The organism is Pseudomonas sp. Z4-7, assembly GCF_051131965.1.
In the GTDB taxonomy this organism is placed as follows: domain Bacteria; phylum Pseudomonadota; class Gammaproteobacteria; order Pseudomonadales; family Pseudomonadaceae; genus Aquipseudomonas.
Map to the genome: position 1 here is coordinate 1,579,614 of NZ_CP071642.1, position 13,250 is coordinate 1,592,863.

Below are 13,250 nucleotides of genomic sequence, written 5' to 3' on the forward strand. Positions count from 1 at the left end.
TTGGTTCGCTTGCGGTCAATCTCATAAGCACGACAATTCGACGGGTGACAGCATGTGCGGACGCTACTCGATCTACGAATCGATGGATCACTACCTCAAGGAGCTTGCGCCAAAGCAGCTAGTGATCAATGGCTATGACCTTTGGCCCATTGAGCGATACAACGTCGCGCCGGCGACGCGGGTAGAGATCATTCGGCCAGGGGGAGAGGGGTTGAGTGTCGACAAGGTCAAATGGGGATGGTCGCCCTTCTGGGCGAAGGGTAAGCGTCCCGACCCGATAAACGCCAGAGTCGAGAGCGTCATCACCGGTAAGTTTTTCAATCAGCTCTGGCCAAACGGACGCGTGCTTGCTCCGGCGAATGGCTGGTTCGAATGGGTAAAGGACGAAGAAGATCCGAAGAAAAAGCAGCCGTATTTCATTACTCTGAAAGAGCAAATTCCGATGTTCTTCGCAGGGCTGGCCGAGGTGCACGAAGGTATGGAGCCGGATGATCGCGACGGCTTTGTCATCATTACCGCCGCGAGTGATGAAGGCATAGTCGATATCCACGACCGCAAGCCCTTAGTCTTATCGCCGGAGCATGCGCGTGAATGGATCGACCCGAATACCTCACCTGAGCGAGCTCGTGAACTAGCGATGGAGCAATGCAGGCCCGCTACAGATTTTGATTGGTACAAGGTTGGTAAGGATGTCGGAAATGTTCGGAATCAGGGCTCGCATCTGATTCAGCCGCTTTCCTTGGCCTCTGATGTCGATGATTGAGCAGACGCGACACCGTAGCCCTGCAGAGGCCTCACGTTCTGTATAGGCACATCGACAGCTACCTCATTAGCCCAGCCGCGTTTGTTACATCGATTTAACCGATACCACTTCCACGTACCTGTACTTCTGCCTGGCAGCCCTCACAGCATCTTGCTCAGCAAGTAACGAACTCAGCGTGTCGGCCTCATGGATCAGCTCGTGCATCGTCCCTCGAATTCGTTTCCAACCCGAAGCGTGACCCTGAGCCTAGGCGTGAACGGTTTCGCCGGCTTCTTCTTGGCTGCAGATACAGCTATCGGGTTGGTGATGACGACTTCTGCCACAGGTTCCGGTGCTGGAGGTGCAAGAACCTCTTCGGGCTTAGCCGTACCGAACAAAGCTCGGCGCATTTCTACTTCAGTGAAATCAGCTTTCATAAAACGTCTCGATGGAGCAGCAATTAGCTCAAGTTTAGGAAGGCTTACATCAGGATGGGCTATGGAGCGGAAGGAGATTTCGCTTGCCCAGGTCAATTTCAAGACAAGACTCCCTCCAGGCTCGCGAAAGTTGCCCCTTAGACAGTAATGTAATGAGCCCGTCCGCTAGGTCACTGGCGTACCGGGCGTACAGCATCACTGTACCCGGTAGCCCAACCGAGGGCGTCGTCACCGACAGCGCGGTGTTGTGAGCGCAATTGACCAGATGTCATGACTACACCGAGAACAATCAGCCCGCTGGGCCTCCGCAATTTGCTGAGAGAAACCGCAATTTGCGCAGCAATACAGGGCCGACGCAGGCGCGGTTTCAAACTCGGCACGATGCTCTAATGGTAGGACGGACAGCCCAGGGCGCAGATCTTTCTGCTCAAAAAAATAAAGGCTGATGTCGCCGTCGGTCTCAACGAGACCGAGCCTTACTTGTCCGAGATGTTCAACACCTTGCTGTCGTAACTCCATCAACAATTCGTTGGATGAGATGTTCAGCGTTTCTAAAGACTTGAGCTCATAGAGACCGTCACGGATGACGGTTACCGGAAGCCCATCCATCCAGGCTTCGAATCTTTTGCTCTTGGTCATCACTAAGACGGTAAGCCGGTAGAGAAGCAGGAGCGTGAGAAATACTACGGCGACCGGCAGCAGCGGAACGTCATGATAGAAGGACACATCTCCTGCGGCGGAGCCCAATGTCAAAATCACGACCAGCTCAAAGAGTGAAAGCTGTCTGATCCCTCGTCGTCCGCTGGATTTCAAAAAAAGAAACACTGCGAGAAAAGCGAAGGTGGCCCGGAAACCCACCTCCAGCAAAAACGTTAAGGGAAATACGTCTATCAGCATCCGCTGGATATCAAAAGGCGACATCATGACCTCGATTTTATTGTGAGAGTAGCCGACGGATCGATTCAGCCTTTGATTCCAATAACTGGCCAGAGTATTCAGCCGGCCACCGACTTTGCGGTAGGGCTACGACGCGAAGCGGCTTTATCAAAGGCGCGCGCCATATAGCGCACTGCTACGTTGAGCTGGCTCGCCAGGTGACATCGGTAATGCCGTATTTTTCGGCTTGAGGTTTGGACACCATTTTCAGTGGCGGGCGACCAGGTCTGGGAATGGGTGCTACGCCCGCATCGCAACTAGCCCAGTGCCAGGCATCGGCGTTTTGCATCGCTTTGCTACGGATGATGAAGGACTTCGGCACACCATGAAGCTTGTAGTTGATGATGAATAGATTGTTTTCCATGAGTAACTCCGTCTGCTCTTGCTAACGGAGTCATCGAGCGGGGAAAAATTCAAAAAAATCAGGGGCTTCAGCGCCGAATTGTTTTCATGAGCAGTAGTGTTGCAGACCTAACGGGCTGAGCACCAACCCCGTCCTGCCTGGCCTTACGATTTCGAAGCCAGGCTCAGCGTTTGCTAATCGGTTTACCGGGCTGCAAAAGTTCCGCCACTGCCGCCACCAATTCATCCAGTGACCAAGGCTTGTGCAGGTAAATAGTTTGAGCTGGCACTGCGGTGCCCTGGATCAGATAACCCGAGGTAAGTATCGCAGCGATGTGAGGCCACCTGCCTTTGACCATCTCTATGAATTCGATGCCTTGGACTTGTCCGGGGACGCCATAATCGGCAATCACTAAGACGCATTCGCCATGTGCTCCGAGCAGGTAGGTCAAGGCATCATCCGCCGTAGCGAACGAGACAGTCCTAGCGCCAATCTCATCCATGATATCGGTCATGAGCGACTGCAGAGTTGGGTCGTCCTCAATCACGATGACCTCGCCGCGAATCGGCAGCAATCCTTCCCAATTTACGTTCAAACAATCCTCCTCTCAAAACCGACCAAACAAACGGAACGGTTGCATGAGTGTAAGCGTAAATAGCGTGGGTGCGGTGAAAGCGCTTGGAGCACACGGGACACTCGACTCAGGTCGTGCCCCTACAGACGTCCTCGCAGCGTATTGAACGAGAGCTAGGCGCCTCGATTTTCTAGTCGCCTGAGTGGGCACCGAATTAAGATCCAATTGTGTGCCAAGGGCTAAGGATGCTGCTCAGCAATCCCATGACCTAGATCAAGCAGTGCGCATTTTTTCGAACCTTCCCCCCGAGGTATCTATCGAAACTATGAAGCGGGTCAACGCATCATCGAGACACAGACAAGCACTCATTCGCATAGTAGCTGGGGCAGTTGATCAAATTGGAGCATGCAACAGCTAGCAACCTAGGATCGATTCATGCAGCAGGAAAGCCAAAACCACCAAGTCATCGTCATCGGCACTTCCAGCGGCGGTCTCGCTGCATTGCGTGCGTTTCTTGCCGAGCTTCCGTCTGATTTAAATGCGGCTGTCTTTGTCACGCTGCACATCGGAGACCAACCTAGTGCTCTCCCTAACCTTCTTGCCCAAGCGAGCCCATTGCCCGTCGGCTTCGCTGTAAGTGAAGAACGGGTACAGATGGGTCGTGTATACATAGCGCCTCCGGACAAACATCTGCTTGTCAAAAAAGGAGCTATTCAGGTCGTTCGGAGCGCCAAGGAAAACCACTCGCGACCTGCGATTGATCCGATGTTTAGATCGGCTGCCATCAGCTACGGAAGCAATGCCATAGGGGTGTTGATGACTGGCGAACTTGATGACGGTGTAGTTGGGCTTCAGGCGATAAAGGCCTATGGCGGGCTTGCCTTCGTACAAGACCCTGAGACTGCCGAAGCGCCCTCAATGCCGACGAGCGCTCTTCTTCATGTAAGTGTTGACGGATGCCTGCCGCTCACTGAGTTGGGTAGGAGGGTTGTACAGATCATCAATCAGCGCATAGCCGGAGCGACAGCGCCTTCTGAGTCAAAACGTATCGAGCCATTCGCTACGGAGAATGATCTGGCCGAGGATTTCAGTAAGGGTGGTTCCTACGCGCTGGATGAGATCGGCCAAGTCGCAGGCATGTCCTGTCCTGAATGCGGAGGCGCTCTGTGGGAGATAGACGCGTCATCACCACGGTTTCGCTGCCATACCGGTCATGCCTACACCGCCGCCGCGTTATTTCATGCCCAGAATGAAACGATTGAGGAGGCACTGTGGGTCGCCATTAGAGCATTGCATGAAAAACAGTTGCTCCTTGGTCGGCTCATGCAGAGCAGCAAAGACGGCGGGCGCTTTGCCGCGTTACGAGAATACGAACTTGTAAATGAAGGACTCGAAGGTCATAAGGCGACCCTTCGAGCATTGCTTACTTCGTTACGTTCCGCTTGAGAAACGTGCCGATTGGATCTTGTTGTTGTATCGCCTAAAAACGTCCGAAGCGGATTTCCGAGAGCATTCAGCGTGCCGCCAATCCGTTCAAACTCTCTGGATCTCCAATGGTCAACCTAATAGCAGATATCGATACGGCATATCAGAGGTGAGCCAATGGATAACTATCACATCAAGAAAACAGAAAAGCTTTGGGAACTCGTCAAAGAGGGCGCGCAACGCGCCTCCAAGACCGCCTCTACCAAAGCAGAAATTACCGAGATAGCGAGCGAATTTCTTCAAGGAAAAACAGCCTCTCTCAAAATTCACAAAGAGGACGGCACGATCCAAGAGGAACGTACATTTCCTCGATCAGCGGATCCAAGGAAAACAAAAGGCTGAACCAATTCTCTGTCATGGAGGCGGTGCGCATTGCACCGGACTGCTGCGCAAGCAGCCAACCTAGATGTATCCGGTCATTTCAAGTGAGCTCGTTTTAAACACAGGTGCTGATCATGGTAATTGCATGCCTAGGATGGGGGTCGTTGATTTGGAAACCGGGCACCCTACCGCTTGCGAGCGAATGGTTCATGGACGGCCCGGTGTTGCCCATCGAGTTCGCCCGAGTCAGTGATAACGGAGACCTTACGACAGCCATATGTGCGAACGCCCCCGGGTGCAAAGTGCTTTGGGCGGTATTAGATCTGGACAACCTTGATGACGCGCGCGAGGCCCTAAGAATTCGAGAGGGGGTTCCTCAAGATCGGGAGGATGGCATCGGCAGTTTCGTGGTCGGTGCGACGGCAGAGGGAGTTATTGCTGAATGGGCAATCCACCGCCAATTGGACGCGGTAATCTGGACTGGACTGCCTCCAAGGTTTAGAGGCATTGAAGGGCTAGTTCCCGCAGCCGAAGACGCTATTGCCTATCTTGCCGGCTTATGCGGAGAAACACGTGAGCATGCGCGCGACTACATCGGAAAAGTGCCTTCCCAGATCGATACACCTTACCGGCGCGAGATCCAGGCAAGGCTTGGGTGGCAGTGATTGATATACCCCACACGAACGTCGCTGCCACAATTGAGCATTGGGAGCGCTGCGCAACTGGCTGCAAATATCTTTACCAGCCAATGGAGGTGAGTTTTCGCACCATCAGTCGAAGGGGTGCTTAAGGCGTTTTACAAGGTGGCGCAGGTATTGAATTTTGGGCGCTCTGTCAATGTTCGACGCGTTCCGGGGGCGCTCAGAAGCTGCGGGCGAATGCTTTGATCTTTCTTTAGATCTACGGTATGAAAATTGCTCTGTTAAGCCCACCGCAAATTTTGACGACGAAAAAATGACGCTCTTCTTACCGATATCAGCAAGGCTGACACCTAAAGCATTGTCTCTTTCGCTGATAGGTTTCATTCTTCTAGTTTGTTTTTCGTTGATCCTCGCAACCGCTTGGCAGATGGTGAAGTCGTCCGGCGAGCGAGTAGACGCGGCCAAAATAACTGTTTCGAACATTGTCCTGGCCGCAGAACAGCAGGCACGTGACACGATGCTGCAAGCCGACAATACCTTGCGAGATCTTGCTGAGCGTGTAGCGCACGATGGGATTGGCCCCGATCAACAAGAGCGCTTGGCGAAGCTGATGGCCCGACAGGTGAGTGATATTGAAGGAATTCAGGGGCTTTTCATCTTCGATGCACAAGGCAACTGGATGGCCAATTCGTTCTCTGAGGGTTTGCAAACTAAAAACAACAGCGACAGAGCGTACTTCATTTACCATCGTGAGCACGATGACCAGTCCATCCACGTAGGCTCCATAGTTGAAAGTCGTACGACTGGCGACATGGTGATTCCTATCAGCCGGCGTATTGAAACAGCTGATGGAGCCTTCGCTGGGGTTGTTTTAGCCACTGTTCCGGTTTCTTATTTTCAAAGCTTTTTCAAGCGTGTGGACGTTGACGACGAAGGAGTAATTTTCCTCGCACTCAATAACGGCGAGCTACTCGCCCGACGCCCGACAGTCGCAGCTTTGATGACGACCAATCTTTCCAAAGGTGAGATCTTTAGCCGGTATTTACCCCAGAGCGATAGCGGTACTGCAATTCTCAAATCCGTTGTCGATGGCGTTGAGCGGATCTATGCCTATCGTCGCTTGGCTGGGCTGCCTATCGTCGCAGCAGCCGGAGTGTCGTACGAGCATGTATTTGCTCCTTGGTGGTCATATGTTTACCAATCGGTTGCACTGGTAGGTTCGATCATATTGGCATTGGCATTTCTAGGCAGCTTGCTATATCGGCAGATCCAACAACTGCTTGTTGCAGAGCGCGAGCTCAAAGTAATCCGCAAAGAGCTAGAGGTGATTGCCCATACAGATGGTCTCACTTCTCTGGCTAATAGGAGAAGTTTTGACTTGGCTATGGCAAAGGAATGGAAGCGTGCCACGAGAAATCAGACAAGCTTATCTTTAATTCTTTTGGATATAGATTTGTTCAAACAATATAATGACCATTACGGTCATTTGAGCGGCGATGAGTGCCTAGTGCGCGTAGCAAGCGTTATTGCAGGCAACGTCAATAGACCCGGTGATATTGCTGCTCGCTACGGTGGGGAAGAGTTCGTAGTTTTGCTTCCGGACACTGAACTAGCAGGTGCGGTCATGGTTGCAGAAAATATTAGACTTTCCCTGTTAGACGCAAAAATTGAACATTCAGCAAGCCCATTTGGCATAGTCACAATAAGCTCAGGTGTAATCTCTACTTGCAATACAGGGGATGAGAATTACAAGGATTTTCTCCTCAAAGCTGACCGTTTACTTTACGCCGCGAAGTCAAAAGGAAGGAATCGGGTAGAAAGCTAGATCGTTTTCTCTCCCCAGGTGCGCTTGGCCACTTTATCGGCTGGCTGGACTGTTGCTGTACCATGTTGTCCAAGAAACGCGACTTCAGGCGCCTATGGGTTTCCTCACGGTTAATTGCAGACGCAGCCGGCCTCAACCCTCGACAGGGAGCCGAACCAAGTTGATCGCAGCCTTGCCAGTGATGTAGTGCGCGCGAGAAACGCGTTTGAGATCAAAATCAAAAACCGGCTGGGTCATGGAAGCTTTTTGAGGCGGGCTAGACCTTGCTTGATATATCCGGCGTTCTCGCCAATTGTCTCCAGGGCACCACGGATGTTGTCGCCTACTTCCGTATGCCCCTGGGCTTCCACATGGAGGGTTAGCTCCATTAGGGCAGCCTCGAGGGCAAGCTGGTTTTGGTACATTCTCTCCAAAATATCGGGTAGTGAATATTCAGTCACGATGCACGTTTCCCTCAGGCTAAAAGAACAGCATAGCAACCGGATAGCTTAAAGAATTGCGTTACCCCTCAAACCACGGCAGGCCGCTGATACGGTTCGGGTAAGTCAATGAAACTCGACGGAAAAGCGGCTGCCCAGGCCGCAGCAACTGGGCCGACAACCAACTCAAAGGTTTCGCCATAGGGCCGCTACGGCAATGCCCGCAGCAATCGCTGGCAAAGGTTTTTTCGAAACCAGCGTTATGATGCCCGTCGTCAACAAGGCGAGACGGGCGCCATTGCCACCTGTAACCGCCAAGGGTGTGAGGACAGCTATCAGGATTGAGCCAGACATCGCACTGATGAATTGTTGCATACGGTAGCTTATGGGCACGAAGGACATGACGAAAACGCCTTCCCTGCGTGCTATTAGATTAAACATAGGAAAATAATCGTGAATGGTAAATTGGATGCTAGTGCACGAAACGTTGTGGTTATAGGTACTTCTGCGGGTGGTGTTCAAGCCCTTATGTCGTTCTTTGAACATCTCCCTTCAGATTTGCCAGCTGCATTTCTCGTGGTGCTGCATATTCCCGCTCACGAGCCAAGCGTGCTTCACAGCATCCTCTCAAGGGTGACTAGGATGCGAGTCAAGGCGGCTCAAGACGGTGAGCGTCTGGAGCCGGGCACCGTTTATGTGGCCGTCGCGGATCGTCATCTGGTGGTGACGGTGGAAGGTATACGCTTGACGCGCGGGCCAAAGGAATGCCGAGCTCGGCCTGCTGTGGACGTGTTATTTCGTTCAGCGGCGGTGAGCTATGGCGCCAGAGTAATAGGCATAGTCTTGTCAGGCGCACTTGATGATGGCACCGCTGGGCTTTGGGCGGTGAAAGATCGAGGTGGCTTGAGCTACGTTCAGAGTCCCTCAGAAGCGATGCTCAGCTCTATGCCTGAAAGTGCCATACAACACGTTGAGATCGATTTAGTTGGCTCGGTTGAATCCATCGCACGTGAGTTAGCCAAAGTGGTCGGCACCCTGGCTGCTCAACGCTCTCAGAGCGAAGTAACAACAAGCCATCTAGTCGAAAATACCATTGCCATAAACGGCAACGGTTTAGAAGCCGGCGTCATGGATCTCGGTAAAATTTCTAAGTTCACCTGCCCGGATTGTCACGGAGTCTTGGTACAGATTCATGAAGGATCAATCGTGAGGTTTCGCTGCCACACCGGTCACGCGTTTTCCATCAAGTCGCTGATTTGTGAGGTCAACGCCGCTATCGATACCGGACTTTGGGACACTTTGCGAGCAGTGGAGGAGCGGATTATGTTATTACGCCAGATGGCCGAGCTGGCGAAAGCAGCAGGTACGCCCAATGAGGCTTCTGAGCTCTACAAGCAAGCTGATGCTGCAGAACGGCGCCTTGAGTCATTGCGTAGCCTAGTGCTTGATCCGACTTTATTCGGGCATGATGACGCTAACGGCAGCTAACCGAACCAAGACCCTCAGCGTATCTCGCCGAGTTTGCCGCGATAGCTAGCTGATCACCACAAACTCGGCGGTAATCATGCAAGCGCAGCGCGCAGGTGTGAGGATGGAAGCGCGGAGGCCGAGACGCTTGCGTTTACGCCAAGGCTTGGTTCAAGACAGCCGTTCCCTAGTAGGGGCACGCAACGATACGTTAAATCAGACTCACAACTCCTTCAGCATCCGCTCTAGTGTCTGATGCTCCCATGTGCTGAGCAGTGCTACTGGATCAGTGCCAAAGCGATCCCCCGAGTCAAACGACCAGCGCCGCCCATCAGGGCTGATGCATTGTTCGCAGTAGTCGAGCTGATCACAGTCGTTGTAAATCGATATCTCCCAACCGTCTACATTGATCTGGAAGTGGCCGGCGTAAATCTCGTCCCACGATTCATGACCAACCTTACTCATGACGCTGCGACCGAAAATCGCCTCCCTCAGTACCTGGGATACCTCTCTTGCGGATAGCTCAGCCGCAGTGTTTTCGCTAACGCTACCTACCGGAGATGAACGAGCTGCCTCTCTGGCAGCTTTCAGCCTTTGCTCAGCGTACATCGCCGGATCATCACCTAGCAGCGGATAGCCTGCGGCTGAGAGAGCTTCGGCGCGCTCTTCAATGAGCAGGCGCTCAGGATCACGAGCGACTTGATAGGCTCTGCCTGATACTCGCCAAGTTGCATCCATTCGTGATTCCTTAGGGGCTGACCGGCTCACTCTCCAACCGGCTTCGTCGGGATCTTTCGAAAGCAGGCACTCACCACAATTGGGCACGTGGTTAGCGATCTCATACTCACGCCAATCGGCCATCGCACGGCCATCGATTTCCTGTGGGTTGCGCTCGATGAGCCACGCCACTGCATTGATGAGTTGCCCATGCGAAAACACAGCAATGTCATGAGCAGGATGATCTGCAAGTCGATTCAGGAAAGACTGGGCTCGAGATATAAAGTCCAGGAAAGATTCTGCGCCATCACCATCCCTGAAAGCTGGATCCTCACTGACCCAATACTCTTCCACCCAACCTCGCCGCTGAGCAACGGTCGTGTTGGTACACCGCGCAGGTTTGAGGTAGGTGAATTCATGGATGGGCCAGATTTCAAATGGTACTGAAGAGAAAGCAGCCACTGTCTGCATTGCAGTTGCTTGGGCTCGGGAGAACGGCGAGGCAACGATCAGATCTGGGGCCTGGACGAATGACCCTGCCACTAGGCGCGCTTGTTCGACACCCTTTGGCGTAAGAGGGATGCTCGCGTGATCCAGGCTGGCTTTGCCGGCGTTGGCGGCGCTTTCACCGTGCCTGATTAGCCTGACATGCTTCATCGAATATTCTCACAGGCTGGTACGTAGCGCGTTCCATCCATTGCTGATGTCGGCGGCTTATGACGTAGAGTCAATGGATTGTTGCCCCAAAGATAACCCTTTGGTCAGTGGTCTGCATGGGCAAGTCAGGATTGGTGGGTGTGGAGAGCCTCTGAGAATCCCGACAGCACTGTGGTGAGGAAGCTATTCCTTGTGCCAGTAACGTTGCACAGTGGAGGCAGGTAAACCGAGCCTCATCACTGTTTCACGCTGAGTCATGCCCGCAACCTTGCATTCACGTACAGCAGCCAATTTTTGCTGGGAAACCTGAGCTCCCGACGGCCTGCGTACCAACTCGCCATTTTCGATTTGGCTTGCGAAATCGGCCAAAAAACGTGGCGAAGAAAACTCGCGTACTTCCGTTTTTACTTCGGCTAGCAACTCCTGAGGCGATATTTTTTCGCGAAGGCTTGTGGCGAGCACCAGCAACGAGATGGTTCGGAGGTCAAGGATCTTTGCTACGGACTCGAGCGTTTCAAGCGATACGCTGACTTTACCGTTTTCAAGGTTGTTCACGTGAGTGGGGTCGATGCCGGTCGAAAAATCCTCTGCTTTCAGGTCGCGTGCGCGTCTGAGAACGCGCAGGACAGCGGCAAGTGAGTCCCTAGCAAGCATTGGAATCTCCAAATGCGAGGATAAGGCCACATTGCTAAAACCCATTCCATCTAATATATTCAGCATCGGGTGTGGCTGGTTGATATCACCTGCGTAACGCCGACCCGCAGGGAAATGCCAGAGGCTCCTCGCAGAAGGATGTTCCGCACGCACCTCCCTGCTACCGGGAAATGCTTACATTTGGGGGAAGCTGTTGATTTCAACCGCCCCAGAACTCTATTACGTGAATACAAGGTAAATGTTGTAATGAAGTTTGATTGCGTAAAGGTTTCAGGAAAGCTCGACTATGTTCGATCAGTTATACCCATGAAGGGTGGCTACAAAGCCAAGATCAGTATTGATGGATCGATCATTCCTAATTTGACATTGACCAATAAAATTTACGAAGAATTAGAGGTTGGCCAAAGTGTGACATTTTATGGGATGTTCAAGAACAGTAGTAATAAAGAAAAAAATATTGGTATGATTTATGGTGTTCAAAAAGAAAGTGGCGAGAAAATGTTCGCTACTTCCTTTAGGCTCATGGTGCCCATGATTTTGGCGGGCACCGCCGCTCTCGCATTCTGCATGGTATTTCTCATCGGCTGGTTTCCTTCTTTATTCGCATTGATCTTCTTATTCGGGCAAGATCAAAGCTATATGTATAACGCTACGGTGGTTACGATAGTTGAAGCAGGGTTGGTTGCACTATTTTTTCTTTGGCGTGCCTGGGTAGTTTTCAGTGCCACCTCGAGGCCGGAATCGTGGGAAATTATTGCCCCTTCAACTCTGTCGAGTCGCTTCAGCAAGTTTCATAAGGAGTAGTGTTCGCGGCTGGCGGGGAAAGCGAAATGTTTGGCCCACAATTTCGCTAGGAACTGAACTCAGGCAAATCCCGGCGCGCTACGCATTATGCAAGCGGAGCGCGCAGGTGTGCTGGATGAAAGCCCGGAGGGCCGAGACGTGGCTTGCCACGGCTCGGTTCACGCCAGCCATCCGCCGAAGGCGGAACGCCATAACCACCGCCGAGCTTTGTGAAAAGGAGGCTGAAATGACCTGCGATTTACTCCGCGAGCGTGAGAGAACTAGGCGAAGAGTTCTGTGGGCGCTTGCCAGCTTCCATCCTGGTGATCCGAATGCCTCAGAACTGCTCACCATCCTTGATAGCCTCGACGTCCAAGAACGATACGACACCCCCTGTAGCGATAAGCCACTCGAGCTCATTGAGGTTCGTAACTCTGTCTCGGTGAGGCGTCATAACTCCGGAATCGACATCATTTTGGAGGAAACTATTCCGCAGCCCTGGAGGGAACGTTTCCACCAGGCAAGCATCGGATCGACCAAATTGGTTGATGGGCCATACGCCGCAGACTGGGATAAATTCCTGGCGAGTTGGGAAGCAGAGATGCGGCATCTGGAGCAGCATAGGGCCGCAAGAAATAAATCTAAAAAAGACTGAGCGGGTGAGGGCATGGGACAAGAGGATGACACGGTATACTGCGATATCCAGATGCCGCTAGCCCAGGGCCGAGAGCTCCTAGGATTAGTAAATGCACTGCGAGAATCGAAAGCTCATCCGCGTCTCGACAAAGTCCTCGAGCACATGCAAGACGAGCTCAGTATGTCCATCGATATCGTAGACAACCCGCCAACGTGGGGGCCTTGGTGCGAGTAAGGCTCCTCATGGCCCTGAAACTTCCGTTTCTAATCAGTCCCTGCTCGGCACTCCAGGTACGTCCATGTTGATCCTGCGCCAGATAGCTTCAGAGAAGCTGTAAACCGAGAAAGCAATCAACCCTAATGCCATCACCATCAAAATCAATCATCCGGCTGGTAGATTCTGGAGCGCGTCTAGAGCCTCCTTCATGCCAGGTGGATCCATCGCTTGATAAGCAGAACCGTTAATTGCCAGCAACCCTCTGGCGCAGGCCAGGGCTGGCTCAACATGTGTTGAAGTAGGTGGCCGCTAGGAGCAGGGCATTTGTAGGCACTTTCTAAGACCTAATTTTCATGGAGGAGCTCGTTCGGGTGAGGGGGTGGCATTAGGCCACTT

Annotated in this window: 15 protein-coding genes and 3 pseudogenes; 8 read left to right on the forward strand and 10 right to left on the reverse strand. The window is 52.6% G+C overall.

Annotated elements, in window-relative coordinates; translation table 11 throughout:
* Window positions 1-52: 52 nt before the first annotated feature.
* Window positions 53-763: an SOS response-associated peptidase family protein gene (locus tag J3P91_RS07015; protein ID WP_434603099.1), complete on the forward strand. Its 711-nt coding sequence runs from the start codon at window positions 53-55 to the stop codon at window positions 761-763.
* Between the two features lie 84 nt (window positions 764-847).
* Here J3P91_RS07015 and J3P91_RS07020 read toward each other — a convergent pair.
* The 4 genes and pseudogenes from J3P91_RS07020 to J3P91_RS07035 all read right to left on the reverse strand — a co-directional run bounded on the left by J3P91_RS07020 (window position 848) and on the right by J3P91_RS07035 (window position 3,053).
* Window positions 848-1,179 (reverse strand): annotated as a pseudogene (locus J3P91_RS07020) (hypothetical protein).
* Window positions 1,180-1,407: 228 nt separating this feature from the next.
* Window positions 1,408-2,100 (reverse strand): DUF421 domain-containing protein, encoded by a 693-nt coding sequence (locus J3P91_RS07025; protein ID WP_434605014.1) that lies wholly within the window; start codon window positions 2,098-2,100, stop codon window positions 1,408-1,410.
* A 151-nt stretch (window positions 2,101-2,251) separates the two neighbouring features.
* Window positions 2,252-2,479 carry a DUF6555 family protein gene (locus J3P91_RS07030; RefSeq protein ID WP_434603100.1) on the reverse strand — a complete coding sequence of 76 codons (228 nt, stop codon included), beginning with the start codon at window positions 2,477-2,479 and terminating at the stop codon, window positions 2,252-2,254.
* Between the two features lie 163 nt (window positions 2,480-2,642).
* Window positions 2,643-3,053, reverse strand: coding sequence for a response regulator (locus J3P91_RS07035; RefSeq protein WP_434603101.1), 411 nt, complete (start codon window positions 3,051-3,053; stop codon window positions 2,643-2,645).
* 414 nt (window positions 3,054-3,467) lie between these two features.
* Between J3P91_RS07035 and J3P91_RS07040 the strand changes: the two genes are divergently transcribed.
* From J3P91_RS07040 to J3P91_RS07050, 3 genes are all read left to right on the forward strand, one after another.
* Window positions 3,468-4,478, forward strand: coding sequence for a chemotaxis protein CheB (locus J3P91_RS07040; protein WP_434603102.1), 1,011 nt, complete (start codon window positions 3,468-3,470; stop codon window positions 4,476-4,478).
* Between the two features lie 156 nt (window positions 4,479-4,634).
* Entirely contained in the window at window positions 4,635-4,859 is a 225-nt protein-coding gene (locus J3P91_RS07045) for a DUF2188 domain-containing protein (protein WP_041478933.1), read from the forward strand.
* Between the two features lie 933 nt (window positions 4,860-5,792).
* Window positions 5,793-7,304: a sensor domain-containing diguanylate cyclase gene (locus tag J3P91_RS07050; RefSeq protein ID WP_434605016.1), complete on the forward strand. Its 1,512-nt coding sequence runs from the start codon at window positions 5,793-5,795 to the stop codon at window positions 7,302-7,304.
* Window positions 7,305-7,537: 233 nt separating this feature from the next.
* Here the strand turns inward: J3P91_RS07050 and J3P91_RS07055 are convergent, their stop codons facing one another.
* Together J3P91_RS07055 and J3P91_RS07060 are read right to left on the reverse strand one after the other, a co-directional pair.
* A complete protein-coding gene (locus J3P91_RS07055) occupies window positions 7,538-7,747 on the reverse strand; it encodes a hypothetical protein (RefSeq protein ID WP_434605018.1) in 210 nt (69 codons plus the stop codon).
* Window positions 7,748-7,909: 162 nt separating this feature from the next.
* Window positions 7,910-8,164, reverse strand: coding sequence for an AzlD domain-containing protein (locus J3P91_RS07060; RefSeq protein WP_434603103.1), 255 nt, complete (start codon window positions 8,162-8,164; stop codon window positions 7,910-7,912).
* A 12-nt stretch (window positions 8,165-8,176) separates the two neighbouring features.
* Between J3P91_RS07060 and J3P91_RS07065 the strand changes: the two genes are divergently transcribed.
* Complete coding sequence (locus J3P91_RS07065) at window positions 8,177-9,211, forward strand: chemotaxis protein CheB (RefSeq protein ID WP_434603105.1); 1,035 nt, start codon at window positions 8,177-8,179, stop codon at window positions 9,209-9,211.
* Window positions 9,212-9,412: 201 nt separating this feature from the next.
* Here J3P91_RS07065 and J3P91_RS07070 read toward each other — a convergent pair whose 3' ends face one another.
* The 3 genes and pseudogenes from J3P91_RS07070 to J3P91_RS07080 form a co-directional block, all read right to left on the reverse strand.
* Window positions 9,413-9,928: a DUF7693 family protein gene (locus tag J3P91_RS07070; protein ID WP_434605020.1), complete on the reverse strand. Its 516-nt coding sequence runs from the start codon at window positions 9,926-9,928 to the stop codon at window positions 9,413-9,415.
* Between the two features lie 27 nt (window positions 9,929-9,955).
* Window positions 9,956-10,564, reverse strand: a pseudogene (locus J3P91_RS07075) (histidine phosphatase family protein); the annotation flags it as partial.
* Window positions 10,565-10,747: 183 nt separating this feature from the next.
* Window positions 10,748-11,284 carry a helix-turn-helix domain-containing protein gene (locus tag J3P91_RS07080; protein WP_434603106.1) on the reverse strand — a complete coding sequence of 179 codons (537 nt, stop codon included), beginning with the start codon at window positions 11,282-11,284 and terminating at the stop codon, window positions 10,748-10,750.
* A gap of 3 nt (window positions 11,285-11,287) precedes the next feature.
* On the opposite strand from J3P91_RS07080, the gene J3P91_RS07085 reads away from it, so the two are divergent.
* The 3 genes from J3P91_RS07085 to J3P91_RS07095 all read left to right on the forward strand — a co-directional run bounded on the left by J3P91_RS07085 (window position 11,288) and on the right by J3P91_RS07095 (window position 12,872).
* Window positions 11,288-12,022, forward strand: a complete 735-nt coding sequence (locus J3P91_RS07085; RefSeq protein ID WP_434603108.1) for a hypothetical protein — start codon at window positions 11,288-11,290, stop codon at window positions 12,020-12,022.
* Window positions 12,023-12,248: 226 nt separating this feature from the next.
* Complete coding sequence (locus J3P91_RS07090; protein ID WP_434603109.1) at window positions 12,249-12,656, forward strand: hypothetical protein; 408 nt, start codon at window positions 12,249-12,251, stop codon at window positions 12,654-12,656.
* A gap of 12 nt (window positions 12,657-12,668) precedes the next feature.
* Entirely contained in the window at window positions 12,669-12,872 is a 204-nt protein-coding gene (locus tag J3P91_RS07095) for a hypothetical protein (protein WP_434603110.1), read from the forward strand.
* A gap of 33 nt (window positions 12,873-12,905) precedes the next feature.
* Here the strand turns inward: J3P91_RS07095 and J3P91_RS07100 are convergent.
* Window positions 12,906-13,112 (reverse strand): annotated as a pseudogene (locus J3P91_RS07100) (DUF1206 domain-containing protein); the annotation flags it as partial.
* Window positions 13,113-13,250: the final 138 nt, after the last annotated feature.